Origin of the sequence: Kitasatospora cathayae, from assembly GCF_027627435.1 — a bacterium.
Taxonomy (GTDB): domain Bacteria; phylum Actinomycetota; class Actinomycetes; order Streptomycetales; family Streptomycetaceae; genus Kitasatospora; species Kitasatospora cathayae.
Window position 1 is genome coordinate 7,945,758 of the sequence record NZ_CP115450.1, and the last position, 24,558, is coordinate 7,970,315.

Here is a 24,558-nt window from a genome sequence, read left to right on the forward strand (position 1 = left end):
GGTTGACGACCGTCGCCGACCGCTCTGCCATGGTGTCAACCACCATGGAAAAAGCTGGAGTTGTCGGCCCCGGGATCCCGGCGGCCCCGAACCAGGGAGCACGGCATGACCGCCGATCCGACCGTCCCCCGCCGCGGACGCCGCCGACCCGCCCTGCGGGCCGCCCTCACGATCGCCGCGGGCGCCGGCCTGCTGGCCACCCTCGCTCCGGCCGCCGTCGCCCGGCCCGTCGGCAGCTCCTCGGCGTCCGGCTGCCACGGCGCCGTCCACCTCACCGCCGCCGACCGCGCCGACCGGACGGACTCCGCCGAGGGCCGGGCCGACTGGGCGGCCGCGGACGCCGCCCTGGCCGGCCTCACCGGGCCCGGCTACGGCACCTCCGCCCTCGGCGCCGTCCGGGAGAACGGCCGGCTGGTCTGGCGCAACGCCACCGGCGTCGCGGACCTCGGCACCGGCCGGCCCGCCGACCCGGACGGCCGCTTCCGGATCGGCAGCACCACCAAGACCTTCGTCGCCACCACGCTGCTCCAACTCGTCGGCGAGCGGCGGCTGGACCTCGACGACCGGCTGGAGTGCCTGCTGCCCGGCGTCGTCCCCAACAGCACCGCGATCACCGTCCGGCAACTGCTCAACCACACCAGCGGCATCGCCAACTACACCCAGGACCCGGCCTTCGAGTTCACCGACCAGGACTGGCTGACCGACCGCCGCTTCCAGCCGTACTCCCTCCAGGCCCTGGTCGACATCGCCGACAGGTACCCGCCGGCCTTCCCGCCGGGCCGGGACTGGGGCTACTCCAACACCAACTTCGTGCTGATCGGGATGATCATCGAGAAGCTCACCGGCCACAGCTGGCAGGAGGAGGTCACCCGCCGGATCATCCGCCCGCTCCACCTCACCGGCACCTCGATGCCCGGCAACTCGCCCTTCATCCCGGGCCCGCACGCCCACGGCTACCTCAAGACCGACGCCGGCCCGGCGGACGTCACCCTGCTCGACCCCTCGATGGCCGGCTCCGCCGGCGCCGGCATCTCCACCACCGCCGACCTCACCACCTTCGTCGGCGCCCTGCTCGGTGGCCGCCTGCTGCCCCCGGCCGAACTCGCCGAGATGCAGCGGACCAGCCCGAACGGCGGGGGCCGGAGCTACGGCCTCGGCCTCCAGAGGGTGGACACCCCGTGCGGCACCTTCTGGGGCCACGCCGGCGGCATCCCCGGCTACAGCACCCTGATGCTCGGCTCGGCGGACGGCAAGCGCCAGTTCGCCGCCTCCCTCACCGTCTACGACGTCGGGGACGGGACCGCCGCCAACGCCGCCTGGAACAGGCTGACCGCCACCGCCCTGTGCGGCACCCAGGCTCCGGCGCTCGACCCCTCCGCCGTACCCGGGCCGGTACCCGACCTCGCCCGCCCCGGGTCCTGACCGGCCCCCTACGCTGACCGGCGACAGACCGTCGACCGTCACCAGGAGGACGAGCCATGGCCGAACCGCTGATCGCCACCGTCGGGGGCAGGGCGCCCGCCGTCGACCCGGGCGCCTTCCTCGCACCCAACGCCGTCGTCGTGGGTGACGTCACCGTCGCCGCCGGCGCGAGCATCTGGTACGGGGCGGTGCTGCGCGGCGACGCCGAGTCGATCACCGTCGGCGCGGGCAGCAACATCCAGGACAACTGCACCCTGCACGCCGACCCCGGCTTCCCGCTGGTGGTCGGCGAGCGCGTCTCGGTCGGCCACAACGCGGTGCTGCACGGCTGCACCGTCGAGGACGACGCCCTGGTGGGCATGAACGCGACCGTCCTCAACGGCGCCCGGATCGGCGCCGGCTCCCTGGTCGCCGCGGGCGCGGTGGTGACCCAGGGCACGGACGTCCCGCCCGGCTCCCTGGTCGCGGGCGTCCCCGCGAAGGTCCGCCGCCCGCTGACGGAGGAGGAGAAGGCCGGCATCAAGGTCAACGGCGAGGGCTACCTGCTCCTCGCCGAGGCCCACCGGCAGATCTAGCACGGCATTTCGAACCCCCGCCGCCGCTACAGCCGAGGGTAGACGGCGGACAGCCGGTGCAGCACCTCGGCGACCCGGTCGAGGGCGTCCTCGTCGCAGTCGGCGAGGTCGCCGTGCAGGGCCTCGGCCAGGGCCTGCCGGCGCTGCCGGTGGCGAGCGCGACCGGCGTCGGTGAGGCCGACCAGGACGGACCGCTTGTCCTCGGGCGGGCGGGTGCGGGTGACGTAGCCCGCGTTGACCAGGCCGTTGACCAGCTGGGTGGGGGGTGGCGCCGGTGGTCTCGGTGCCGGCGGCGGACTCCGCCGGGGCTAGCCAGGCCTTACGGCACTGGCGCCGAGGTCATGGCCGCGCCCGCCGGGTCCGCCGCCGGCTCCGTAGCCGGTTCCACCGGCGTGGGGGTGGACGGGCGCCGGTCGGCGGCCCAGGCCAGCACCGCGACGACGGCGCCGGAGGCGGCCAGGACCGCGCCGACCAGGGTCGGCGAGGTCCAGCCGAAGCCGGCGTCCAGCGCCAGCCCGCCGAAGTACGCCCCCTGGGCGTTGGCCAGGTTGAAGGCGCCCTGCACCGTCGCCGAGGCCAGGGTGGGCGCGCTGCGCGCCTTCCGCATGACCAGGGTCTGCACCGCCGGGACGATCGCGAAGCCGAACAGCCCGATCAGCACCACCGTGACGGCCGCCGACCAGCGGGTGTGGGCGGTCACCGCGAACAACGCCAGGGTGGCCGAGAGCAGCCCGAAGGCCGCGCAGACGGTCGGGCGCAGCGCGCGGTCGGCGGCGAAGCCGCCGAGCACGTTGCCGATCGTCATCCCCACCCCGAACAGCGCCAGCACCAGGGTCACCGAACCGGCCGCGTAGCCGGAGACCTCGGTGAGCAGCGGCGCGATGTAGCTGTAGCAGGCGAACAGCCCGCCGCAGCCGAGCACCACGGTGGCCAGCGCAAGCCAGAGCTGCCCGCTGCGGAAGGCCCGCAGCTCGTGCCGGAGCCCGGACTGGGCGGGGGAGGGGAGAGTCGGCACCAGCCGGGCGATGGCGAGCGTCCCGGCGGCGGCGATCAGCACCACCACCAGCATGGTCGTCCGCCAGCCCAGGTGCTGGCCGAGCAAGGTGGCGGCCGGGACGCCGACGATGTTGGCGACGGTCAGCCCGGAGAACATCACCGCGACCGCCCGGGCCCGTCGGTCCGGCGTCACCAGCTCGGCGGCGGCCACCGCCCCGGCCCCGAAGAAGGCGCCGTGCGGCAGCCCGGTGATCAGCCGGGCGGCGGCCAGCGTCCAGAAGTCGGGCGCCAGCGCGCACAGCAGGTTGCCGGTCGCGAACAGCCCGGCGAGCGCCACCAGCACCGCCTTGCGGGGCCTGCCGGCGGCCAGCGCGGTGAGCAGCGGCGCGCCGACCACCACCCCCAGCGCGTACGCGGAGATCAGCCAGCCCGCCTGCGGGATGGAGACGTGCAGACCGTCGGCGACCTGGGGGAGCAGCCCCATGGCGGCGAACTCGGTGGTGCCGATGGCGAAAGCGGTGACGGCCAGCGCGAACAGCGCGAGAGGCAAGGGGGTGACTCCGGGGTGAGCCCGCGTCCGGAACGGTGCGCGGCGGGTGATTCGTTCACCGGGCATCCTAATCCGGCCGGATGACGCCCTCGTGAGGCCAGGGTGACGAGCACGGGGCGGGGGACCGAAAGGGCCGGGGGTGCGCGGCCGGAGGAGGTCGCCGACGCGGCCGCGGCGCGGGAGACTGGGGGCATGTGCCGCAACATCAAGACGCTGCGACCGCCCGTGACGCCCGACGCCGGGGATGAGGACTTCCGCGCCGCCGCGCTGCAGTACGTCCGCAAGGTCTCCGGCTTCCGCGCCCCGGCCGCGCACAACCGCGAGGCCTTCGACCGGGCCGTGGACGCGGTCGCCGAGGCCACCGCCCGGCTGCTCACCGAGCTGGAGGTCCGCGGCTCGCACCCCCGGGCCGTCGAGGCCACCGCCTAGCGATCGGCCCGGCGCGTACGGGCCGCCGAGGCCACCGCCCAGCGACCGGCCCGATGCGCCCGGGTCGCCGACAAGGAGCAGGAGCCCGTGATGAACCCCGCCGACCGTTACGCCCTCACCTTCCCCGGCACGCCCGGTACCCAGGCCCCGCAGGACGTGGTCGTGGTCACCCGGACCAGCGCCAACGGCCCGGGCGGGCACCCCGTGTACGAGGACGCCAGCGGGATCATCCGGGCCGAGATCAGCGACGCGGGCGAGGTCCGGATGCTCGCCAGTGGCGGCCACCAGACCCCGCACCTGCCGGTGCACGCCCATCCGCTGCCATAGGGCCCGTCGTCGAACTCCCGCCCGCGGGCCCGTCCGTCGGGCACAATCGCCGTATGACCACAGCGCGTTGGCAGGGGACCGTCGTCGCCGAGAGCGAGGACACCGTCGTCGTCGAGGGCAACCACTACTTTCCGGTCGAGTCGGTCCGGGTCGAGTTCCTACGGCCCTCCGACACGACCACGGTGTGCGGCTGGAAGGGCACCGCCAACTACTACTCGCTGGACGTGGCCGGGCACACCAACCCGGACGCCGTCTGGTACTACGCCGACCCGAAGCCCGAGGCCGAGCAGGTCCGGGGCCGGGTGGCGTTCTGGCACGGCGTGGAGATCACCGAGTAGCCCCCGCGCAGCGCGCCGGCTCGTGCCAGTCCGCGGCGGCCGACGGGTCCGCCGCGGACGGGTTCACCACCGGGAGCCGAGGACGGGCGGGGTCACGCGGCCGGGGGCGGCGGGGCGACCGCTCCGTGTCCGGCCTTGACGCCGTTCACCATCGCCTGGTGGACGGCCCGCGCGGTGATCTCGTCCGCCGCCGGCACCGGGCTGCCGGAGACCGTGTACCAGTCCAGCGCGCCGGTGTACTGGACGGTCAGCCGCGCCTCGCCGTCCACCCACGTGGTGTGCACTGTGAGGTCGCCGGAGATCGGTCCGACCTCGGCGGTGGTGACCCCGCCGGGGCCGCTGATGATCGACTGGGTGGTCCAGGTCGCCCACGAGGTGCGCGGGTCCGCGGGCGGTCGGGCCTGCCGGCCGCTTTGATCGTGTTCAGTCATGCGCCTATCCTCCCCCGCCGGTGAGCCGCCGTCCGGGCAGCGACACCTGCGGTCGCAGGGACCGCCCGGTTCCGCCGGGCGGTCGGATCGGTGTGGCGGACGGTCAGCTGTTCGCGCCGGGTTCGTCCAGCATGGGGGCGCCCTCCGCCTGGGAGGTGTCCTGCGCGTGCAGGTTCTGCATCGAGGTGATGCCCTCCTCGGGATCGGCGGCTCGGACGTCATCCTCGCGGTCGGTGCTCACCTCGGAGCGTTCGCTCATGTCGGTCATCGCGGGCTCCGTCTTCTCGGCCGGTCCCGGCACGCGCGGGCCGGAGGCGTGGCTGGGCCGGGTCTGTCTGTCGCCCCTCCAGCCTGCCTCCGCCCCGGCGCCGGGGCCAGCCGGGTGAGCCGCCCCGCCGCGCGCCCGCCCGGCTCCCGGTGCCCTCCGGTCGGCGGACGGCCGCGCTCACCACGTCACGGGCAGCGACCGCATCCCGTAGACGAACGACTCCGTGCGGAACTCCCGCTCGCCCTCCGCGATGGCCAGCCGCAGGGCGGGCAGTCGTCGGAACAGCGTCTCCAGGGCGATCTGCAGTTCCGCGCGGGCCAGCGGCTGGCCCAGGCACTGGTGCACGCCGAAGCCGAACGCCATGTGCCGGCGGGCGTCCCGTTCCAGGTCCAGCTCGTCCGTCGGCCGCCGGCCGGCACCGCCGAACACCTCCTCGTCCCGGTTGGCGGTGGAGAGCATCGCGATCACGCCTTCCCCGGCCCGGACCGTGACGCCGCCCAGCTCCACGTCCTCCAGCGCCACCCGGGGCAGCCCGGTGTGCACGATGGTCAGCAGGCGCAGCAGTTCCTCCACCGCGCCGGGCAACGTGGCCGGGTCGGCGAGCTTGGCGATCTGCTCGGGGTGCTCCAGCAGCAGGGCGGTCGACAGCGAGATCATGTTCGCCGTCGTCTCGTGTCCGGCGATCAGCAGCAGGACCCCGGTGTTGGCGGCGTCGTCCACGGTCAGGTCGTCCCGTACGGCGAGCCGGCTGAGGATGTCGTCCTCCGGCTGCTCGCGCCTGCGGGCCGCCAGAGCACGCAGGTACTCCAGCACCCCGTGCTGGGCCGCCTTGAACTGCTCGACGGTGGCCTCTTGGCTGAGCAGGGTGCGGCTCAGCTCCTGGAAGTGATCGCGGTCCTGGTACGGCACGCCGAGCAGCAGGCAGATCACCAGCGACGGCACCGGGAGCGCGAAGTCGGCGACCAGGTCGGCCTCGGTGCGGCCCTCGGTCATCCGGTCCAGCGTCTCGTCCACGATCCGCTGGATGTCCGGGCGCAGCGCGGCCACCCGCTTGACCAGGAAGTCTCCGGTGACCATGCGGCGCAGCCGGGCGTGCTCGGGATCGTCGAGCCGCAGGAAGCTCGGCTTGCTGGTCACCAGCTCCTCGCGGCGGCCGGAGACCAGCAGCGGGAAGGTCGGATGGCGCACGTCCGCGCTGAACCGGCGGTCGGACAGGACGGTGCGGACCTCGGCGTGGCCGGTGGCCAGCCAGGCGGACTGGCCGTCGGGCAGTTCGGCGCGGGTCATCGGGGCGGTGGCGGCGGCCTCGGTGTACGCGGGTGGCGGTCCGAACGGGCAGCCGCTGGAGTGCGGGGCCGGCAGGGGGACGGCCTTTGCGGTGGGTGTGCTGGTCAAGGTGGGGGTCTCCTTGCGTCGCGGTGTCCTGGTGGGGTTCGTCGCGGACTCCGGGTTCTCCGGGTTCTCCGGGTTCTCCGCTATCGGTGGGGTACGGCGGACCGTCGGCCGGTCAGGCTCAGGCCTGGGCGGGCCCGTCCTCGGTGACGGTGATCGCACCGCCCGGGCAGAGCTCGGCGGCCAGCCTGAGGTCGTCGAACTGGTCCGGCCGGATGGAGGTCTGACGGAGCTTCACCAAAGCGTCCTGGTCGTCCTGCTCGAAGACCTCGGGGACGTTCGTGACGCACATCCCGGAGCTGCAGCAACGGTCCCGGTCGACGCTCACCTGCATGTCGGGCACCTCTCGCCAGTGCGCCGCCGACTGACCGGCGGGCGCGGTTCGTTGTCTTCGCCAACCTAGCCGCCGCCCGTCCGTCCCCAGAGGGCGCGGTGGCCGGAAAGCGGAGATTGGCCGATTCAGCGCTCGTCCCAACGAGCTTGCGGCACATCAGGTTTGAATCGGCGTTACGGTGCCGAAAGGCGTACGTCACAGCCCCTCCTCGGCGGCCAGTTCCCGTACGGTGGCGACGGTGTCGGCGTCGGGGGCGCCCTTGTCCGGCCGGTAGCGCACCACCCGGGCGAACCGCAGCGCCAGCCCGGCGGGGTAGCGGGGGCTGCGCTGGAGGCCGTCGAAGGCGATCTCGACGACCAGTTCCGGCCGGACCCACACCGTCCGGGCGTCCCGTCCGGTCTCCCGGGCGAGCAACTCGGCGGTCTGCCAGGTGAGCGTCGCATCGGTCAGCCCCTTGAAGGTCTTGCCCAGCATCACCCACGGGCCCAGGCCCGGCTCGCCCGCGGCCCGGGCCCCCAGGTGCAGGTTGCTCAGATAGCCCTGCCGCCGGCCGCTGCCCCACTCCGCGGCCAGTACCACCAGGTCCAGGGTGTGCCGCGGCTTCACCTTGATCCAGCCCGCCCCGCGCCGCCCGGCCGCGTACCCGGCCGCCGGGTCCTTCACCAGCACGCCCTCGTGCCCGAGCGCCAGCGCCTCCCGGAAGAACTCCAGCGCCCGCTCCCGGTCCCCGGTCTCGGTGCGGCCCACCCGCAGATCCTCCGGCACCGCCTCGGCCAGCGCCGCCCAGCGCTCCCGGCCGGGACGGTCCACCAGGTCCTCGCCGTCCCGGTGCAACAGGTCGAAGAAGTAGACGCTGAGCGGGACCGCGGCCCGCAGCAGGTCCGGATCCCGCCGGGAGGCGGAGCGCGCGGCGGTCTCCTGGAACGGGCGCGGCCGCCCGTCCGGACCGAGCGCGATCGCCTCGCCGTCCAGCACCGCCGTCCGCAACGGCAACGCCAGCGCAGCCTCCGCCACCTCGGGCACGCGCGCGGTGATGTCGTCCAGACTCCGGGTGAACACCGCCACCTCCCCGCCGTCCCGGTGCACCTGCACCCGGATGCCGTCCAGCTTCCACTCCAGCCCCGCCGGACCGGTCCGCTCCAGCGCCGAGACCACGTCCGGCGCCGAAGCCGCCAGCATCGGGCGCACCGCCCGCCCCACCTCCAGCCCGAACCCCGCCAGCGCCGCCGCCCCACCGCTCAGCGCCGCCTCCGCCACCGCCCGCGCCGACCCCCGGAACATCAACGCCCGCCGCACCGCCGCCACCGGCACCCCGGCCGCCTGCGCGACCGCCTCCCCGACCAGCGCGTCCAAGGCGCCCTGCCGCAGATCCCCGACCAGCACCGCCCGCAGGAACCCCTGCTCCACCTCCGTCGCCCGCCCGAACAGCCCCACCAGCAACCGCCGCCGCTCCGCCTGCGCCCCCGCCCCGTGCACCCCGGCGATCCGCTCCAACTCCCGCTCCACCTCCCGCACCCCCAACGAGGCCTCCGCCGCCGGCGCCGGCAGGTCCCGCAGACTCGCCCACCCGACCCCCGTCCGCAGCCGCTGCGCCTCACCCGACAGCAGCACCACCGCCGCCGCCCCCTCCTCCGCTCCCAACTCCCGCAGGCACCCCGCCAACAACCCCACCTTCGCCCGCCGTCCCGGCTCCGCCGCCACCTCCCGGGACACCACCGCCAACCGCCACAGGCCCATCCGCCCACACCTCCACCCACCCAGCATCGACGGACGGGCCCGCCCCTGCACCCGGGCGCCGCGGGTGTGCGGGCCGGGGGCGTGGCGTTGCAGCACGCATACAAACTGATAACTCCGCGTCTGAGTGCCGGTCACCCTATGGTGTCTCCATGCGCGGATCGAAACTCCTGTACGCGGCCGCGGTCCTGGTCCTGGGCGCCGCGTCGGTCGCCGTCGCAAGGGTCCAGGAGACCGCCGACGAGGCACGCATGGCTCCGGCGATCCTGCTGAGCCGCGAGTACCACGAGAAGCACCTGCAGCCGATCGCCGAGGAGATCCACCGGCTGATCGACACCGAGCAGGTCGACGGCAGCGACTTCACCTCGATCGTGTTCCACGGCGACGAGCACTACCTCGACCTCTTCTGGAAGGGCGCCGTTCCCGCCGGGATCACCGAGGCCGTGGACGCCTGGCGCACCCGCACCCGCGAGGCGATGCGCCACGACCCCGCCGGTCCGGTGAGCCCCGACTACGACGTCCACTACCGGACGGCCGCCTACTCGCGCTCCGAGATGGACCGGGCCATCAGCAGGTTCGTCGACGTCGTCGGCAACGACGAGGCGGAGTGGTCGTCGATCTCCCCGGCCAACGACGGCAGCGGCCTCGTGCTCTCGTACCAGCCGAAGGCCACCAAGCGCATCGCGCCGGCCAACGCACCGATGCGCGACTACGCGACCCGGGCCGAGCGGATCGCCGGCATCCCCGTCCACCCGCAGGTCGGCTCCGTCGAAACTCCCACGCGGGGCAGCCGCACCAGCGACGCCCCGCCCTGGTACGCAGGGGCCGATCTCAGGCTGAGTGACAACAGCCGTTGCTCCACCGGCATCCCCGGCTGGGTCGACAAGAGGCGCGTCCTGCTCACCGCCGCCCACTGTCAGACCAGTGGGAACGTCTACAACGGGCAGCGCGTCGTCGGCGAGGTCACCGCCTACGACAGCGGTCTCGACGTCGCCGTCATCACCACCGGCGACAACACCGCGGCCCGCTTCTACAGCAGCGCCTGGGATAGCGGCGACTCCCGCCCGTTGTACGGCCCGGCACGCCTGGACCCGGGCCAGTCGGCCTGCTTCAGCGGTGCCACGTCCGGGTTCCACTGCGAGCTGGAGGTCACCCGCGTCGGCGTCCACTCCCCGTCCGGCCGCACCAACGCGACCGAGGTGAAGTCCCGCAGCGGAGGCATCGCCGTCGCCCAAGGGGACAGCGGAGGGCCGGCCGTGGCCAACCCACAGGGCGACTCCATGGCGCCGGTCGGCGTCATCATCGCCGGGAACACCGACACGAAGACCCCGTGCAGCGGCACCTCGTCCGCAACGACCTGCTTCTCGACCGGTTACTACACGCCGCTCGACCCGGTGGTGTCCAAGCTCGGCTTCTCGGCGTCGTGAACCGCGTGACGCGGGGCCGGCGGACAGGATGAAGCCGAGCTCCGGCGCAGCGGCCGAGGCCGGCAGGTCGTACCTCTACGACCTGTGCCGCACCGGTGGGTGAGGGCAGCCCCGCCTCCATCCGCCCGGTGCCCGGCGGCGCAGACGGCCGCGCCGCCGGGCATCCGCCGCCTCAGAGTTCGGTGAGCTCGCCCAGGCCCAGGGCGCGCAGGGTGTGGTTGGCCAGCTGGAGGTGGCCGGTGGCGTTGGGGTGGGCGGGGTCGTCCAGCCACGGGATGGCCTCGCCGTCGGGGAAGGCGGCGAGCCAGTGGGCCTCGTGGTCGACGAGCAGTGCGCCGGTCTCGCCGGCGAGTTCGCGGACGGCCTGGCAGTACGCGGGCATCTCGGCGCGGGGCGCGCGCCCGGCGTGGCTGACCACGAGGGGCGTGTGCAGCACGATCTGCGCTCCTGCGGACCGGTCGATGATCTCGCGCATGGCGTCGCGGAACTCCGCGAGCCCGTCCAGCCCGGCGCGGGCGTCGTTGGTGCCGAGCGACAGCGACAGCACGTCCGGCGCGAAGCGGCCGATGACGAAGTCGTACGCCTCGAGCACGTCCGTGGCCCGCCAGGCGGACACGCCGCTGTTGACCACGATGTCCGTCAGCCGGTCCAGCTGCCAGCAGACCCGCTCCTGCACGTGCTCGACCCAGCCGCGGGCGCCGTGGGTGTGGTAGACGGCCTGGGTGATGCTGTCCCCGGCCATCACCCAGGTCATCGGGTTGTCGGAAAGCTGGACCATGTGACTTTCGCCCCTCGAAGTTCACGTCGCAGCCCCCTGCCGCGACGTTCGGGAAGATGATCTTAGGGGCCCTGGTGTACCTGTACGCGGCCGTCGGTGACAACCGCGTCGTGATCTCCGTGGTCGACGACGCCGCGAACGCCCCCGCCCTGCGCGCCGACCTGGTGGCCGCGCAGATCCATCGGCTCGTCACCGCCAGGGCCTCGCCGGGGCAGGTGCCGACCCGCGTTACGGCTTGACAGGGTGCGTAATACTGTAACGCCAGCGGTCCGAGGCGCAGTCGGCGCGGGCCGCAGCCGCGTCCTCTCCCAGCAGCTCGGAGCACCACATGCACCCCTTCCTCGACCACCCGGGGCCGCTGGCCTTCGCGCACCGGGGCGGTGAGCTCGGGCACCCGGAGAACTCGCTCGCCGCGTTCGAGGCCGCCGTGGCGCTCGGGTACCGGTACCTGGAGACGGACGTGCACGCCACCGCGGACGGCGTGCTGGTGGCCTTTCACGACTCCCGGCTGGACCGGGTGACCGACCGCGGCGGCGCGGTGGCCGAGCTGCCGTGGGAGGAAGTCCGGCGGGCCCGGATCGGGGGCACCGAGCCGGTGCCGCTGCTGGAGGACCTGCTCGGCGCGTTCCCCGAAGTCCGTTTCAACGTGGACGTGAAGGCGGCGCCGGCCGTCGGTCCGCTGGTCGAGGCGATCCGCCGGACCGACGCCTGGGACCGGGTGTGCGTCGGCGGCTTCTCCGACAGCCGCCTCGCCGCCGTCCGCGCCGCCGCCGGGCCCCGGCTGGCCACCTCGCTCGGACCGCGCGAGGTGGCCCGGCTGCGGCTGCGCTCACTGGCCGGGCCGCTGCTGGCCGGGGGCGGGGCGCCGTTCGCCGGGGTGTGCGCCCAGGTGCCGGAGCGGCACCGGGGAGTGCGGGTGGTCGACCGGGCCTTCGTCCGGGCCGCGCACCGGCTCGGACTGCAGGTCCACGTGTGGACTGTGGACGATCCCACACGGATCAGGGCTCTCCTCGACCTGGGTGTGGATGGCATCATGGCGGATCGCATCGACGTCCTGCGGGACGTCCTCGGCGAGCGCGGCTGCTGGACGGACGGCAGCACCGGCTCCAGCACGGTGAAATAGGAGCCCCATGAGCACCACGGACCACTTGCCGGACGACGTCTCGTCGCCGCCGGCGGCCGCCGGCGACGGCCGGGACCTGCGCCGGATGCAGTTCGGCTGGTACATCAACGACTGGGCCAACGCCGCCTTCTCGGCCACCGTCCTGACGGTGTTCCTCGGGCCGTACCTGACCGAGGTGGCGAAGAACGCCGCCGACGCGTCCGGCGACGTGCACCCGCTGGGCCTGACGATCCGTGCCGGATCGTTCTTCCCGTACACGGTCTCCTTTTCGGTGCTGATCTCGGTCGCGGTGATGCTGCTGACCGGCACGGTCGCCGACCGCACCGGGCGGCACAAGGAGCTGATGTGCGGCTTCGCCTACGTCGGCGCGCTCGCCACCATGGGGATGTTCCTCCTGCACGGCGACCGCTACCTGCTCGGCGGCGCGCTGCTGGTGGTCGCCAACATCGCCTACGCGGTGTCCGTGGCGCTCTCCTACGCCTACCTCCCGGGCCTGGCCGCCCCCGACGAGCGCGACGCGGTCTCCTCCAAGGGCTGGGCCTACGGCTACGCGGGCGGCGGACTGCTGCTGATCGCCAACCTGGCGCTGTTCCAGGGCCACGACGCGCTCGGCCTGTCCTCCGGCACCGCCGTGCGGATCTGCCTGGCCTCGGCGGGCCTGTGGTGGGCGCTGTTCACCGTCGTCCCGATGCTGCGGCTGCCCTCCCGGGCCGGCGTGGTCCGCGAGCGCGGTGCGGCCGCGCCCGACCAGCCCGCCGCCGGCAGCCTGCGCGAACTCGGCCGGACCCTCAAGGGCATGCGCAAGCACCCGCTGACGCTGCTCTACCTGGCCGCCTTCCTCTGCTACAACGACGGCATCCAGACCGTCGTCTCGCAGGCCTCGCTGTACGGCAGCGAGGAACTGGGCATGGAGCAGACCTCGCTGGTCATCGCCGTCCTGATGGTCCAGATCGTGGCGATCGGCGGCGCGCTGCTGCTCGGCCGGATCGCCCGGCGCTACGGCGCCAAGAAGACCATCCTCGGCTCGCTGGTCGGCTGGGTGGTCACCCTGGCCCTCGGCTACTTCATGCCCGCCCACCAGCCCGCCTGGTTCTACGCCCTGGCCTGCATGATCGGCCTGGTGCTCGGAGGCAGCCAGGCGCTCTCCCGCTCGCTGTTCTCCCACCTCATCCCGGCGGGCCGGGAGGCCGAGTACTTCAGCGTCTACAAGGTCAGCGACCGCGGCACCAGCTGGATGGGACCGCTGGTCTTCGGCCTCGCCTACCAGATCACCGGCAGCTACCGTTCGGCCATCATCTCGCTGCTGATCTTCTTCGTGATCGGCTTCGCCGTGCTGGTGAAGGTCCCGGTGCGCCGCGCCATCGAGGCGGTCGGCAACCCGGTGCCCGAGCGGCTCTGACCCCCACTGCCGGCGGCCGGGCGCCGGCAGAGCCCGGCCGCCGGGGATGGGTTCAGGGGATGGGATCAGAGGCCGGCGATCAGCCGGCCGATGCCGTCGAGGAACTCCTCCAGGGTGCCGGCGACGAGCTCGAAGTCGCCGTCGAAGGAGGCCGTGGTCGACTTCCAGACCCGTCCGGTGTGTCCGGTCGCGAACAGGCGGCCCCCGCCGTCGCTGCCGAAGACCAGCCCCAGCCGCTCGCCCTCGATGGCGGGGGTGCCGTGCTCGCGGATGTGCCCCGTGACCGCCCCCGGTGAGTGGATGAAGTAGCCGTTGTCGACGTCGGGCAGGGACGCCTGGTCGATCACCCCGTACAGCGTGGCCAGATCGGGGGGAACCGGCAGCAGTTCGCCGAGTGCGTCCGCCGCCCGTCGGCTGTCGTCCGTCGCGGGGGCCAACGCGTTCTCGCCGGGCGGGAATCCGTACCTCGCCTCGAAGGACCGGGTGAACCCGGTGAGGGCCGCGCCCGTCCGCTCGCACCAGGTCCGGAGCCACTCCGGATCGAGCTGCGGACCGGGCAGCGGCGTGGGGTTGTCGAGGTCGATGGTGATGGACCGGCGCCGCCCGCGTCCGGCGCGGGCGGCGCCCGGTGCCGCCCCTGCCGCCCGCTCCTCCTGCTCGGCCCGGAGCGCCGCCAGCTCCCGGGCGCCCATGGCGCGCAGCCGCGCCTTGCCCTCTTCGTCGGTCTCCTCGTCGCCCGGGTAGAGGACGATGTACTGGCCCCCGTCCTCGTCCTGCCAGCTGTAGCTCTGGTACTGCGTCGTCGGCTCGTCCACCGCAGGAACCTCCGCTCCGTGTCATCGGGGTGACCTACCGTAGGCGATGGGCGCCGGTAAGGGAAAAAGTTTCACCCTCCCGGGTAGACCCGAAGCGGCGGGTAGTCGCCGGAGTGGAGTGCGGGGCGGGCGGTGTTGGCCGGGGTGGAGATCGGCCGGGGGCCGACGGGGCGTCATGCTGAACCGGCCCGTCCGACCTACCGATCGAGGAGACCGCGTTGAGCAGCGCTGCCGCGAACCGTTGGAGCATCGGCGCGCCGGAGCCCGGCGACTATCCGGCCTGGCGTGAACTCTTCCGCGGGTACTGCGAGTTCTACCGGGTGCCGATGCCGGACGCGAAGGCCGAGCTGGTGTGGTCCTGGCTCAACGATCCGGCGCACGAGCTGGAGGGGCTGCTGGCCCGGGACGGCGACGGGAGGCCGGTCGGGCTCGCGCACTTCCGGCCGTTCTCCCGGCCGTTGCACGGCGCGGTCGGCGGGTTCCTGGACGACCTGTTCGTCGCGCCCGAGGTGCGGGGCGGCGGCGCGGTGGACCAACTGCTGGCCCGGTTGCGGGAGATCGCCGCCGAGCGCGGCTGGACCACGGTGCGGTGGATCACGGCGGACGACAACCACCGGGCGCGCAGCAAGTACGACCAGGTCGCGACCCGGACGATGTTCGTCACCTACGACATGGCCCCGGAGAGCACGGCCCGCTGAGCCGACCGAGGCGGGTGACCGGTTCGCGTGACCAGGTCGCCGGACATTCCTTCGGACTTTCTGTTATCGGCCCTCCGCCGTGGGGTCTCCCAGGTGTCGGCACCCGACCAGCCGACCTGGACAGAAAGCAGTGGCCACGTGAGCAGCGACGACAGGACGACCATCAGCCCGGTGAGCGGCGGCGGGAACGGTGGTCAGGGCCGCCCGGGTGGCCGGGCCGCCCGGCGGGCCGCCGAGCGGCACCAGGGCCGCGGCCGCCGGGGGCGCAGGCGTGGCGGGTTCGTGCCGGTGACGGCGGTGGTCGCCGCCGTGGCCGGGACGGGTCTGCTCGCCGCGCTGGCCGGAGCCGGGTACGCGGCGTACGACGGCAAGCAGACGGACCGTGACCTCGCCGGGCAGGCGGCCGCGGCCGACTCGCTGGTCGCCGCCGAGCTCGGGACGCACGAGGGCATACAGGTGCCGGGCGCCGGGGGAACGAACCCCTCGGGCGCAGCGCTGCCGTCGGGCAGCCCGACGGCGTCCGGCCCGGCGGCCACCCCGAGCGCCACCGCCGGCGCGACCGCCTCGGCCTCCCCGACGGCCCTGCCCACCGCGACGGCCACCGCGACCGCCCAGTCCACCGCCACCGCCAAGGCGAGCCCGCCGGCCACCCGTACGGGCACCGGCGGCGGCAGCGGTGCCAACGGCGCCGCGGTCGCCGCCCAGCGCGCCGCCGCGGCTCCGGCCGCCGCCCCGGCCGGCGGCGGTGCGAACGCCTCGTACGCGCAGCAGGTCGTCGACCTGGTCAACGTGGAGCGCGCCAAGGCCGGTTGCGGCCCGGTCAGCGCCGAGCCCCGGCTGGCGAGCGCGGCCCAGTCGCACAGCGACGACATGGCCGACCGCAACTACTTCGACCACGCCAGCCCCGAGGGCTACCACGCCGACCACCGGATCGAGGCCACCGGCTACCGCTGGAACAGCTGGGGCGAGAACATCGCCCGCGGCCAGAAGGACCCGGCGGCGGTGATGGACGCCTGGATGAACAGCCCGGGCCACCGCGCCAACATCCTGAACTGCGACTTCAAGCAGCTCGGGGTGGGCGTGCGGACCGGCGCGAACGGCCCGTGGTGGACCCAGGTGTTCGCCGCCCCGGCCTGATCGGTTCCCAGCCCCGGCCCTCGCCCCGGCCCTCACGGGCAGTCCGATTTTCCGATTCCGCGCACATTGTTGTTATCTGATCATTCCCCACGGGTCTCCGAGGAGGCAGCGGCGGACGGAAACACGGCAAGACGGAGTGCGGACCATGAACGCTGATGTGCAGAACAGGACCGGGACGACCCTGGTACGCGCGGCGCAGGCAGGTGACCGGCAGGCCCAGGAGGCCCTGGTCGCCGCCTGGCTGCCGCTCGTCTACAACGTGGCCGGCCGCGCCCTCGGCGGCCACGCAGACGTGGACGACGTCGCCCAGGAGACCATGATTCGCGCCCTGGACGGCCTGGACGGGCTGCGCGAGCCGGAGTCCTTCCGGTCCTGGCTGGTCGCCATCACCATGAACCAGGTCCGCCGCCGCCATGCCGCCGGCCAGCAGCAGCCCACCGTCGGCGGCTTGGACGAGACCTGGGAAGTCCCCGACCCCCGGGCCGACTTCACCGACCTGACCATCCTGCGGCTCGGCCTGTCCGGCCAGCGGCGCGAAGTGGCCGAGGCCACCCGCTGGCTGGACCCGGACGACCGCGAACTGCTCGCCCTGTGGTGGCTGGAGGCGAGCGGCGAACTCACCCGCGCCGAACTCGCCGAGTCCCTGGACCTGACCCCGCAGCACGCCGCCGTCCGCGTCCAGCGGATGAAGAAGCAGCTGGAAGCCGGCCGGGTCGTGGTCCGCGCCCTCGGCGCCTACCCGCGCTGCCCCGAACTCGCCGAGGTCACCGCCGGGTTCGACGGCACCCCGAACTCGGTCTGGCGCAAGCGTATCGCCCGGCACATCCGCGGCTGCGCCGACTGCGACGGCCTCGGCCGCGACCTCTTCCCCGCCGAAGGCCTGCTGGCCGGCCTCGCCCTGGTGCCGATCCCGTCGGCCTCGCACGCCCTGCTGCACCTCCAGCACACGGCGGCCACCGCCGCGACGGCCGCGCACTCGGCCACCGCGGCCGGGGCGGGTGCGGGCGCGGCGGGTTCGGGAGCGGGCACAGCGGGCGCGGGCGGAGCGGGTGCCTCGGGCACCGGTGCGGCCACCGGCTCCGGCGCGCACGGCGGTTGGGCCGGCACCGTCGCCCGCAAGGCCGTCCTGGCGAGCGGCGCGGCCGCGGCGGTGGCCGTCACCACCCTCGCCCTGGTCTGGCCGAGCCACAGCGAGCCGCCGAGCGCGGCGGCTCCCGAACCCAGCACCCCGGCGGCCGCGATGGACACCCCTGCGGTCCTGCTCACGACCCCGTCGGCGACTCCCACTCCCACTCCCATTCCGACCCCGACGCCGACCGAAACCCCGACGCCCACGCCGACGCCGACCGCCACCCGGCCGACCACCGCCGCGCCCTCGCCCAACCCGGAACGGCAGCTGGTGGACCTGGTCAACGCCGAACGCGCCAAGGCGGGTTGCGCCCCGCTGCGGATCGACCCCCGGCTGCACAGCGCCGCCCAGAAGCACGCCGACGACATGGCCGCCCGCGGCTTCTTCGACCACGTCAACCCCGACGGCGTCCGCGCGGACGCCCGGATCACCGCGGCCGGCTACCGCTGGTCCCAGTGGGGCGAGAACCTCGACCGGGGCCCGACCACGCCCGCGAGTGTCTTCGCCCGCTGGATGGACGGCGGCATCCACCAGTCCAACATGCTCGACTGCGCCTTCAAGGACATCGGCGTCGGCGTCGCCACCAGCCCCGCGGGCACCCTGTGGACCCAGGACCTCGGCGCCCCGATGTCCTGACGAGCCCCGCCCGTTCCGACCGCCGAGGCCCGTGCGCCTCGGCGGAATGCGGCATGTCCGTTTCCGGCCAAGTTCTTGATGTGGCCATGCCGCGTCTATTGGATCGTTCCAATGCTGGCTAAGGTCATGACAACACCGGCTGCAGCGGCCTGGGCGGCTGGCTCCTGGTCCGCAGCTGATCCCGACGGCGGCTCGGGGAGGGGAACCGCTCGACGGCTGCACCCATCCCCTCCCCGAGTCCCGACCACGGCCCCGTCGGCGGCCGGACCGGCCGACCTACGCGGGCGTGACCGGGGTGAGGCCGTTCGCCGCGCCCGTGACGAACCCGGTGGGCTGGCCGATCACGCCACCCGCGTCCCCGACCCGCCCGGGCACCGAGTCCGGCGCGCCGGCCAGCGCACCGGGCAGCCCCTCCTGGCCGCCGATGGCACTGGCGTGCGCACTCGGTGCGGTGAGGGAGGCCACGAAACCGACCGCGATCGAGGCGACGGCGAGCATGCTGCGCTTCTTCATGACCGGTCCAACGACGCTACGCCGCAAGGGTTACGGGTGGTTCCGGATCCCTCCGGCTCAGTGGGCCAGCGTCCCGGCGTCGCCCATCACCACCACCGGGTCCAAAGCCGGATCCAGCGCGAGCAGCAGCTCCCGCATCCGGTCCGTGCTCATGCTCACGCAGCCGTGGGTCGGCCCGCCGTGGTCGACGTGCAGCCAGATCCCGCCGCCGTACCGGCCGCCGCGCGGGCGGCGCGGGTCGAGCGGGGTCGAGCCGGGGACGCGGTTGTAGTCGATGGCGACGACGTAGTCGAAAGACCCGGCCAGCGGCTCGCCCGCGAAGCCGGTGCCCGAGACGGTGAAGTCGTCGGAGCGGCGGTACGGCAGCCGGGTGCCCGGGTCGGGCAGGCGGCCGCCCGCGTCGCTGAGGGTGAACACCCCGATCGGGGAGCGCAGGTCGTTCTCGCGGTGGTCGGCGGTCCAGCCGCGCAGGGCGTTGCGGGTCGGCCAGCTCGGCCCGGCGAGCCAGCCGTCGCCGTCGTTGCGGTAGAGGACGGCGTGGCCGGTCGAGGCGTCGGGCCCGTCCCCGGTGACCACCAGTACCTGCCGCGTACCGGCCGGGACGGCGCTGCGCCACCGTGGCCCGACGCCCGGCAGTTGGCGCGGCAGTTCGGGCGGAGCGGGCCGTGCGGCGGTGACGGCGAGCGGCTGGCCGGAAGGGGCGGCCGGACCGGTGACGGCCGGCCCGGCGGCGGGCGCGGACGGCCCGGAACCCTCGGGTGCGCAGCCCACCAGGAGCAGCAACGTCAGCCCCATGAGGGCATGGCGGGGTAGGGACATGGCGTTTCCGTTTCGTCTTCGTCGATGAATGGTTCAGGGGACGGGCAGGAGCTCAGCGGCCCGCCATCCGGAGCGAGTCGAGCACCTGCTGCACCTGCCGCAGCGTCTGGTCCGACGGCTCCCGCGCACAGGCCGTCAGTTCGACCGTCATGGTGTTCTCGAGGACGATGCTCCGGTGACCGACCAGCTCCCGGTTGCCGCCGTAGCCGGAGCAGTCCTTGTCGACCACGATGTCCGTCATGCTCGTGGTCTCCCCGTCGGTCTGCCCGGCCGCGTCCGGCAGGTCGATCAGCCGCAGGGTGAGCAGGACCCGGTCCGTGGTCAGCGGCGCGATCGGCACGCAGGGGCCGACCGAGGCGGGGCAGGGGGCCTTCGCGTTGAACTGCCGGTTGGCCAGGTAGCCGATGGTCCTGCGCGGATCGCTGGAGACGGGCTGGAAGTACCAGCCCGGCGGCCGGGTCGCGGTGAGGCCGTCGGCTCCGGGGAAGTGGACCAGCTCGACCGGCTCCGCGGGCGTGCCGGACGGCGTTCCGGTGGTCGGGGCCGAGGCCGTCGATTGCCCCGCCGGCCCCCGCTCCGGGCCCGGAGCGGTCGCCGGTGCGGCGGCCAGCGCGGCGGCGACCAGTCCGCCGGCGAGGCCGAGCCCGAGCCCGGCGGCTCGCCGTCGTCGCCGGTTCCGGTCGGCCCGGGCGAGTACCCGTTCCAGCCGGTCCTGCGGCGCGGCCAGCGCCGGGACGGCCCGGCGCAGCAGGATGCGCAGCTCCTCCTCCTCGGCGCCGCCGGCCCCCTCGGGGCGTTCAGCCCTGCTCACGGCTTCCTCCGTCCAGCAGCAGCTCCCGGTCCGGGAGCCGTCCGCGCAGGGCGGCGAGCGCGCGGTGCGTCTGGCTCTTGACCGTGCCGGTGCTGCAGCGCAGCACCTCGGCGGTCTCCTCCACGCTGAGGTCCTCGAAGAAGCGCAGCACCACGACGGCCCGCTGGCGCGGCGCCAGCGCCCGGACCGCCTCGGCGACCACGTGGGTGAGCACCACGTCGTCGTAGGGGTCGGGCCGGGCCGGCACCGGCTCCGGCAGTTCGCCGTGCGGCAGTTCTCCGGTCCAGCGCCGCCGCCACCAGGAGACGTGGCAGTTCACCAGCGCCTTGCGCAGGTAGGCCTCGGGCCGTTCGTGGGCGATCCGATCCCAGCGGGGCCAGACCCTGGCGAGCGCGGTCTGCAGCAGGTCCTCGGCCTGGTGCGGGTCCCCGGTCAGCAGCCAGGCCGTGCGCAGCAGCTTGGGGGTGCAGGCGGCGACGAACTCCGCGAAGTCCGGTGTCGCGTCCCTCATCGTGCCGCTGCCCCCGCCATGGTGTCCGCACCGTTCCCGTCAGCCGTGGCGGCCGGACGGGCCGCGTTGTCGTGGGTGTCGTTCTCACGGCTGCTGAACGCGATGGGCGGCGCGGTGGGTTGCCTGTCCGGGCGGGGGAAATTCACCCCACCTCGCGCCGGGCCCGCCGGAGGCGTTGGACGGCCCGCGTGCCGGCCGGGGCTGGGCCGGGCGGCAGGCGGGCCGTGGGGACCACCATGGCCCGCCGGAGCCGGGACGGCCAGGGGCGCACGGGGGCGCCCGGGGTCGCAGCGCGGCGCGACCGGGCGGGCGAATCGCGGCAGAGCCTCCGAAAGGCGATCAGGGGCCGCGAAACGCCTCAGATCGTCCCCGATCCCTCCGCCGCGCCGGGAACGGCCGCCCGCGCGCCGGCGGCCGGGGCGTCGGACACCGGTGCCACGGTCCAGTCCGGGTGCCCCGGCATCGGTGGGGTGCGCCGCCCGTACAGCCAGTCGTCCAGGAAGCCGCTGAGGTCCTGCCCCGAGACCTCGGAGGCGGTGCGCACGTAGTCCCGGGTGGTCGCGGTGCCGTAGCGGTGCTCGCGCAGGAAGGTGCGCTCGATCCGGTCGAAGGTCGCCGCCCCGACCTTCTCCCGCAGCGCGAACAGCACCAGCGCCCCGCCGGTGTACCGCTGGCTGTCGAAGAGGTTGTCGGCGGTGGGGGAGGCGACCGGCCCGGCGTCGTGCCGCCACTGGTCGCCGAGGCCGTACAGCATGCGCATCCGGTCGACCAGGGTGGTGTGGCCCCAGGCGTCGGGCCAGCCGCGCTCGTAGCGGTAGAGGAGGCCGTAGTAGTCGGCGTGGCCCTCGTTGAGCCAGAGGTCGGCCCAGGTGGCGGGGGAGACGCTGTCGCCGAACCAGGAGTGCACCAGCTCGTGCATCATGTGCGAGCCGATCGCCGGCTCGGCCTGGCGCAGGAAGCCGGGCTTGTAGAGGGTGAGGGTCTGGGTCTCCAGCCCGGTGAAGGCGAAGGCCGCCGGGTCGTCGGTGTTGGCCGGCAGGATGCCGTAGGACTCGAACGGGAACGACCCCAAGTGCTGCTCGGCCCACCGGAGTTGGTCGGCGGTGAGGTCGAGCGCGGGGGCCAGCTCGGCGACCCGGGCGGTCGGGACGACGTCGCGCAGCGGCAGTCCGTGCGGGCCGGGGCGCTCGCGGACGGCGTAGTCGCCGACCGACACCTGGACGAGTTCGGTGGCCATCGGCTCGCGCGAGACGTACCGCCGGGTGGTGCGACCGTCGTCGAGCCGTTCGGTCTGCGCCAACTCCCCGTTGGCGACGCCGAGGAGCGCGTCCGGCGCGGTCACCGCGATGGTGAAGCGGGCCTTGTCGCTCGGGCGGTCGTTGCAGGGGAAGACGGTGTGCGCGCTGGCCGGTTGGCCGGCCACCGCGAAGCCGTCGGGGGTCGGCACCCAGCCGGTGTGGGGGAGCGCGGCGCGCGGGTCGGCGGAGTACTCGAAGGTCAGCCGCGCGGTGCCGCCGCGGTGCAGCGGCCGCGCCGGGGTGACGGTCAGCTTCTCGTCGTGGGCGGTGAACCGGGCCGGGCGCCCGTCGACCCGGACGGTGCGCACGTTCAGCCCGAGCGAGTCCAGCGACAGGCTGGGGAGCGTACGGGAGAGCCGGGCGGTGATCACCGCGGTGGCGTCCACGGTCCGGGTGTCGGCCCGGTACTCGAAGGACAGGTCGTAGGCGAGCGCGCGGTACCCGGTGTTGCCGAGCGTGGGGAAGACCGGATCGCCCAGCCCGTCCACGGCGGTGGCCGACGGGACGCTCGCGGACAGCAGCGCCGCACTGAGCACCAGCGACAGGGCGAGGCCGACACGGGACCTGAGCAGGGCGATCACCACACTTCGGAGACGGAGGGCCGGGGTCGGTGCGGCGGTACGCGCGACGCTCCGGGCACGGATGCTAGTGGACCGTCAGACCCGACCGGGCGGGTTCGATCCGAACCGTGCCGACAGACGCACATCCCCCGGATGGACCACGCTGCTGGCGGCGCCCGCGAGCCGGGGCTAACGTTCGAAGTGCTTCGCCCCCTGACGGACGGAGCCACGGCCGTCGGAGAACCTGGCCAGGTCCGGCGGCCGTACTCATGCGCTCTGACGGCACCCCGGACGCACCCCGTAGGACACGCCGTAGGCTGGCGCCCGAGACGACGCCCGCGAACCGGATGCCAGGAGCCGCCGTGACCAGCCCCGCTTCACCCGTTCTGGTGATCGGCGAGTGCGTCGCCGACATCGTGCGCACCGACGGCGCCCCCGACCGGGTGCACCCCGGCGGCAGCCCGGCCAACCTCGCGTACGGCCTGGCCCGGCTGGGCCGCCCGGCCGTGCTGCTCACCGAACTGGGGCCGGACGCCAACGGGCGGCTGATCCGCGCGCACCTGGAGTCGGCCGGGGTGGAGGTCCGGGCCGCCGAGGTGGCTCGGACGCCCTCGGCGGTGGTGCGGCTGGACGGGCAGGGTCGGGCGCAGTACGCCTTCGACATCGGTTGGACCCTCCCGCCGACCGAGCCGGCCGCCGCCCCCGCCGCGATCCACCTCGGCTCGATCGGCGCGGTCACCGAACCGGGCGCGGCGGCGGTGCTGGCCCTGGTGGAGCGCTGGCGCGGCCGGGCGCAGGTCAGCTACGACCCGAACGTGCGCCCGGCACTGATGGGCGAGCGGGCGGAGGCCGTCCGCCGGGTCGAGCGCTGCGTGGCGCTCAGCGACCTGGTCAAGGCGAGCGACGAGGACCTCGCCTGGCTCTACCCGGGCGAACCCGCCGAGGCGGTGGCCGAGCGCTGGCTCACCCTCGGCCCCGCCGTGGTCGCCGTGACCCTCGGCGCGGACGGCGCCTTCGCGCTGACCGCCGAGGGCGGCCGCGAGCATGCGGCGGCCGTCCCGGTGCCGGTCGCGGACACCGTCGGCGCCGGTGACTCCTTCATGGCCGCCTTCCTGCACGCCCGTGCCTGCGGCGCCGACCTCACCGACTGCCTCACCCAGGCCGTCACCGCCGCCGCCGTGACCGTCTCCCGGCCCGGCGCCAACCCGCCCTCGGCCGCCGAGTTGGCGCACGCCCTGGCCCGCTATGCGGACGCCGAGGTGGTGTAGACCGCGGTCAGGGCCTGCGGCCGGCTGGGTCCGGCGTGGAGCGCCACGTCCAGGGAGTCCTCGGTCCGGCCGGCCGTGAGCGAGATCCGTTCGATGAAGTGCCCGACGTAGGGATCCAGCGCCCGGCCCGCGGCCGCGCAGCGCCGGGCGAAGTCGGTGTCCACCGGCTCAACTCCCTTACCGATCGGCATCGGTGAGGTCCTTGCCGTACCAGATCTCGGCGTAGGGCCCGGGGTCGCCGTAGGCCGGTATCTCCCGGTAGCCGTGGCGCAGGTACAGCGCGCGGGCCTCGACCAGGTCGAGGCGGGTGTCGAGGACGATCCGCTCGGCGCCCATTGTGCGTGCGGCCTCGTCGACGGCGGCGAGCAGCCGGGCGCCGCCGCCGGTGCCGCGCAGGCCGGGGCGGACGAAGACGCGGGTGAGCTCGACCGTCGTGGCGTCGTGGCGCCGCAGGCCGGCGCAGGACTGGGCGGCGCCGTCATAGCGGCCGAGTAGGAAGAGGCCGGTGGGGGCTGCCAGGTCGCGGCTGGGCGAGTCGGCGAGGCCGGCCGCCAGCTGCTCCGGGGTGCCCTCCCGGCCCAGGTGGAGGCGGTAGTAGCGGTTGGCCACCTCGTAGTAGTACTCGCGCAGCAGCGCCTCGGCCTCTGGGGAGGTCACGTCGGCCGTGGTGATGGTCCAGAGGCCGGAGGGGCTGGGCGCGGTGTCGGTCATGCGCGCATGATCCGCTCCCGCAGGCGGTGACCGCAAAGGGTTTTTCGTGCCGGTTCCGGAGGATTCGGCAAAGGAACGGCAAGGCGATCGGCGTGCCGTTGCCCCGGGTGGGTGATGGGGGGATTGGCG

General features: G+C 74.2%; 29 protein-coding genes. 13 read left to right on the top strand and 16 right to left on the bottom strand.

Features of this window, described 5'->3' with window-relative positions:
• Nucleotides 1-105 precede the first annotated feature (105 nt).
• Nucleotides 106-1,422 carry a serine hydrolase domain-containing protein gene (locus O1G21_RS35445; RefSeq protein WP_270149560.1) on the top strand — a complete coding sequence of 439 codons (1,317 nt, stop codon included), beginning with the start codon at nt 106-108 and terminating at the stop codon, nt 1,420-1,422.
• 56 nt (nt 1,423-1,478) lie between these two features.
• On the top strand, nt 1,479-1,997 hold the full coding sequence (locus tag O1G21_RS35450; RefSeq protein WP_270149561.1) for a gamma carbonic anhydrase family protein: 519 nt from the start codon (nt 1,479-1,481) through the stop codon (nt 1,995-1,997).
• A gap of 26 nt (nt 1,998-2,023) precedes the next feature.
• Here the strand turns inward: O1G21_RS35450 and O1G21_RS35455 are convergent, their stop codons facing one another.
• Both O1G21_RS35455 and O1G21_RS35460 read right to left on the bottom strand, forming a co-directional pair.
• Complete coding sequence (locus O1G21_RS35455) at nt 2,024-2,251, bottom strand: MarR family winged helix-turn-helix transcriptional regulator (RefSeq protein WP_333493568.1); 228 nt, start codon at nt 2,249-2,251, stop codon at nt 2,024-2,026.
• A gap of 65 nt (nt 2,252-2,316) precedes the next feature.
• The gene (locus O1G21_RS35460; RefSeq protein WP_270149562.1) at nt 2,317-3,543 is read right to left on the bottom strand and encodes an MFS transporter; all 1,227 of its coding nucleotides are present in this window, start codon (nt 3,541-3,543) and stop codon (nt 2,317-2,319) included.
• A 192-nt stretch (nt 3,544-3,735) separates the two neighbouring features.
• Between O1G21_RS35460 and O1G21_RS35465 the strand changes: the two genes are divergently transcribed.
• The 3 genes from O1G21_RS35465 (at nt 3,736) to O1G21_RS35475 (ending at nt 4,637) form a co-directional block, all read left to right on the top strand.
• On the top strand, nt 3,736-3,972 hold the full coding sequence (locus tag O1G21_RS35465; protein ID WP_270149564.1) for a DUF2277 domain-containing protein: 237 nt from the start codon (nt 3,736-3,738) through the stop codon (nt 3,970-3,972).
• Between the two features lie 90 nt (nt 3,973-4,062).
• Nucleotides 4,063-4,299: a DUF6296 family protein gene (locus tag O1G21_RS35470; protein ID WP_270149565.1), complete on the top strand. Its 237-nt coding sequence runs from the start codon at nt 4,063-4,065 to the stop codon at nt 4,297-4,299.
• A 53-nt stretch (nt 4,300-4,352) separates the two neighbouring features.
• Nucleotides 4,353-4,637: a DUF427 domain-containing protein gene (locus tag O1G21_RS35475; protein ID WP_270149566.1), complete on the top strand. Its 285-nt coding sequence runs from the start codon at nt 4,353-4,355 to the stop codon at nt 4,635-4,637.
• 92 nt (nt 4,638-4,729) lie between these two features.
• On the opposite strand, the gene O1G21_RS35480 is transcribed toward O1G21_RS35475, so the two are convergent.
• The 5 genes from O1G21_RS35480 to O1G21_RS35500 all read right to left on the bottom strand — a co-directional run bounded on the left by O1G21_RS35480 (nt 4,730) and on the right by O1G21_RS35500 (nt 8,799).
• Entirely contained in the window at nt 4,730-5,068 is a 339-nt protein-coding gene (locus O1G21_RS35480; RefSeq protein ID WP_270149568.1) for a hypothetical protein, read from the bottom strand.
• A 103-nt stretch (nt 5,069-5,171) separates the two neighbouring features.
• Nucleotides 5,172-5,336: a hypothetical protein gene (locus tag O1G21_RS35485; RefSeq protein ID WP_270149571.1), complete on the bottom strand. Its 165-nt coding sequence runs from the start codon at nt 5,334-5,336 to the stop codon at nt 5,172-5,174.
• 177 nt (nt 5,337-5,513) lie between these two features.
• Nucleotides 5,514-6,731: a cytochrome P450 gene (locus O1G21_RS35490; RefSeq protein ID WP_270149573.1), complete on the bottom strand. Its 1,218-nt coding sequence runs from the start codon at nt 6,729-6,731 to the stop codon at nt 5,514-5,516.
• Nucleotides 6,732-6,849: 118 nt separating this feature from the next.
• Nucleotides 6,850-7,062, bottom strand: coding sequence for a ferredoxin (locus tag O1G21_RS35495; RefSeq protein WP_270149575.1), 213 nt, complete (start codon nt 7,060-7,062; stop codon nt 6,850-6,852).
• 195 nt (nt 7,063-7,257) lie between these two features.
• Complete coding sequence (locus O1G21_RS35500) at nt 7,258-8,799, bottom strand: ATP-dependent DNA ligase (RefSeq protein ID WP_270151430.1); 1,542 nt, start codon at nt 8,797-8,799, stop codon at nt 7,258-7,260.
• Nucleotides 8,800-8,948: 149 nt separating this feature from the next.
• On the opposite strand from O1G21_RS35500, the gene O1G21_RS35505 reads away from it, so the two are divergent.
• Entirely contained in the window at nt 8,949-10,223 is a 1,275-nt protein-coding gene (locus O1G21_RS35505; RefSeq protein WP_270149578.1) for a trypsin-like serine protease, read from the top strand.
• A gap of 172 nt (nt 10,224-10,395) precedes the next feature.
• Here O1G21_RS35505 and O1G21_RS35510 read toward each other — a convergent pair whose 3' ends face one another.
• A complete protein-coding gene (locus tag O1G21_RS35510) occupies nt 10,396-11,001 on the bottom strand; it encodes an SGNH/GDSL hydrolase family protein (RefSeq protein ID WP_270149581.1) in 606 nt (201 codons plus the stop codon).
• 56 nt (nt 11,002-11,057) lie between these two features.
• Here O1G21_RS35510 and O1G21_RS35515 point away from each other — a divergent pair, with 56 nt between their 5' ends.
• From O1G21_RS35515 to O1G21_RS35525, 3 genes are all read left to right on the top strand, one after another.
• A complete protein-coding gene (locus O1G21_RS35515; protein ID WP_270149584.1) occupies nt 11,058-11,240 on the top strand; it encodes a hypothetical protein in 183 nt (60 codons plus the stop codon).
• A gap of 89 nt (nt 11,241-11,329) precedes the next feature.
• Nucleotides 11,330-12,124, top strand: a complete 795-nt coding sequence (locus tag O1G21_RS35520; protein ID WP_270149585.1) for a glycerophosphodiester phosphodiesterase — start codon at nt 11,330-11,332, stop codon at nt 12,122-12,124.
• 7 nt (nt 12,125-12,131) lie between these two features.
• Nucleotides 12,132-13,523, top strand: coding sequence for an MFS transporter (locus tag O1G21_RS35525; RefSeq protein ID WP_405000757.1), 1,392 nt, complete (start codon nt 12,132-12,134; stop codon nt 13,521-13,523).
• A gap of 65 nt (nt 13,524-13,588) precedes the next feature.
• Here O1G21_RS35525 and O1G21_RS35530 read toward each other — a convergent pair whose 3' ends face one another.
• Nucleotides 13,589-14,338, bottom strand: a complete 750-nt coding sequence (locus O1G21_RS35530; RefSeq protein WP_270149587.1) for a hypothetical protein — start codon at nt 14,336-14,338, stop codon at nt 13,589-13,591.
• Nucleotides 14,339-14,556: 218 nt separating this feature from the next.
• On the opposite strand from O1G21_RS35530, the gene O1G21_RS35535 reads away from it, so the two are divergent.
• The 3 genes from O1G21_RS35535 (at nt 14,557) to O1G21_RS35545 (ending at nt 17,938) form a co-directional block, all read left to right on the top strand.
• Complete coding sequence (locus O1G21_RS35535) at nt 14,557-15,036, top strand: GNAT family N-acetyltransferase (protein ID WP_270149589.1); 480 nt, start codon at nt 14,557-14,559, stop codon at nt 15,034-15,036.
• 138 nt (nt 15,037-15,174) lie between these two features.
• Nucleotides 15,175-16,173 (top strand): CAP domain-containing protein, encoded by a 999-nt coding sequence (locus tag O1G21_RS35540; protein ID WP_270149591.1) that lies wholly within the window; start codon nt 15,175-15,177, stop codon nt 16,171-16,173.
• 145 nt (nt 16,174-16,318) lie between these two features.
• Nucleotides 16,319-17,938, top strand: coding sequence for a sigma-70 family RNA polymerase sigma factor (locus O1G21_RS35545; RefSeq protein WP_270149593.1), 1,620 nt, complete (start codon nt 16,319-16,321; stop codon nt 17,936-17,938).
• 276 nt (nt 17,939-18,214) lie between these two features.
• Here O1G21_RS35545 and O1G21_RS35550 read toward each other — a convergent pair whose 3' ends face one another.
• From O1G21_RS35550 to O1G21_RS35570, 5 genes are all read right to left on the bottom strand, one after another.
• Complete coding sequence (locus O1G21_RS35550) at nt 18,215-18,451, bottom strand: hypothetical protein (protein ID WP_270149595.1); 237 nt, start codon at nt 18,449-18,451, stop codon at nt 18,215-18,217.
• Between the two features lie 57 nt (nt 18,452-18,508).
• On the bottom strand, nt 18,509-19,270 hold the full coding sequence (locus tag O1G21_RS35555) for a L,D-transpeptidase family protein (protein WP_270149597.1): 762 nt from the start codon (nt 19,268-19,270) through the stop codon (nt 18,509-18,511).
• Nucleotides 19,271-19,322: 52 nt separating this feature from the next.
• A complete protein-coding gene (locus O1G21_RS35560; RefSeq protein WP_270149599.1) occupies nt 19,323-20,081 on the bottom strand; it encodes a hypothetical protein in 759 nt (252 codons plus the stop codon).
• A complete protein-coding gene (locus tag O1G21_RS35565) occupies nt 20,068-20,592 on the bottom strand; it encodes a SigE family RNA polymerase sigma factor (protein ID WP_270149600.1) in 525 nt (174 codons plus the stop codon). Before O1G21_RS35565 ends, O1G21_RS35560 begins: the two co-directional genes overlap by 14 nt.
• Before the next feature lie 358 nt (nt 20,593-20,950).
• Nucleotides 20,951-22,471: a M1 family metallopeptidase gene (locus O1G21_RS35570; protein ID WP_270149601.1), complete on the bottom strand. Its 1,521-nt coding sequence runs from the start codon at nt 22,469-22,471 to the stop codon at nt 20,951-20,953.
• A 341-nt stretch (nt 22,472-22,812) separates the two neighbouring features.
• On the opposite strand from O1G21_RS35570, the gene O1G21_RS35575 reads away from it, so the two are divergent.
• Entirely contained in the window at nt 22,813-23,718 is a 906-nt protein-coding gene (locus O1G21_RS35575; protein ID WP_270149602.1) for a carbohydrate kinase family protein, read from the top strand.
• On the opposite strand, the gene O1G21_RS35580 is transcribed toward O1G21_RS35575, so the two are convergent.
• On the bottom strand, nt 23,694-23,909 hold the full coding sequence (locus O1G21_RS35580) for a hypothetical protein (RefSeq protein ID WP_270149603.1): 216 nt from the start codon (nt 23,907-23,909) through the stop codon (nt 23,694-23,696). The two genes, O1G21_RS35575 and O1G21_RS35580, sit on opposite strands and share 25 nt — an antisense overlap.
• A complete protein-coding gene (locus O1G21_RS35585) occupies nt 23,896-24,429 on the bottom strand; it encodes a GNAT family N-acetyltransferase (RefSeq protein ID WP_270149604.1) in 534 nt (177 codons plus the stop codon). The genes O1G21_RS35580 and O1G21_RS35585 overlap by 14 nt, the downstream gene beginning before the upstream one ends.
• Nucleotides 24,430-24,558: the final 129 nt, after the last annotated feature.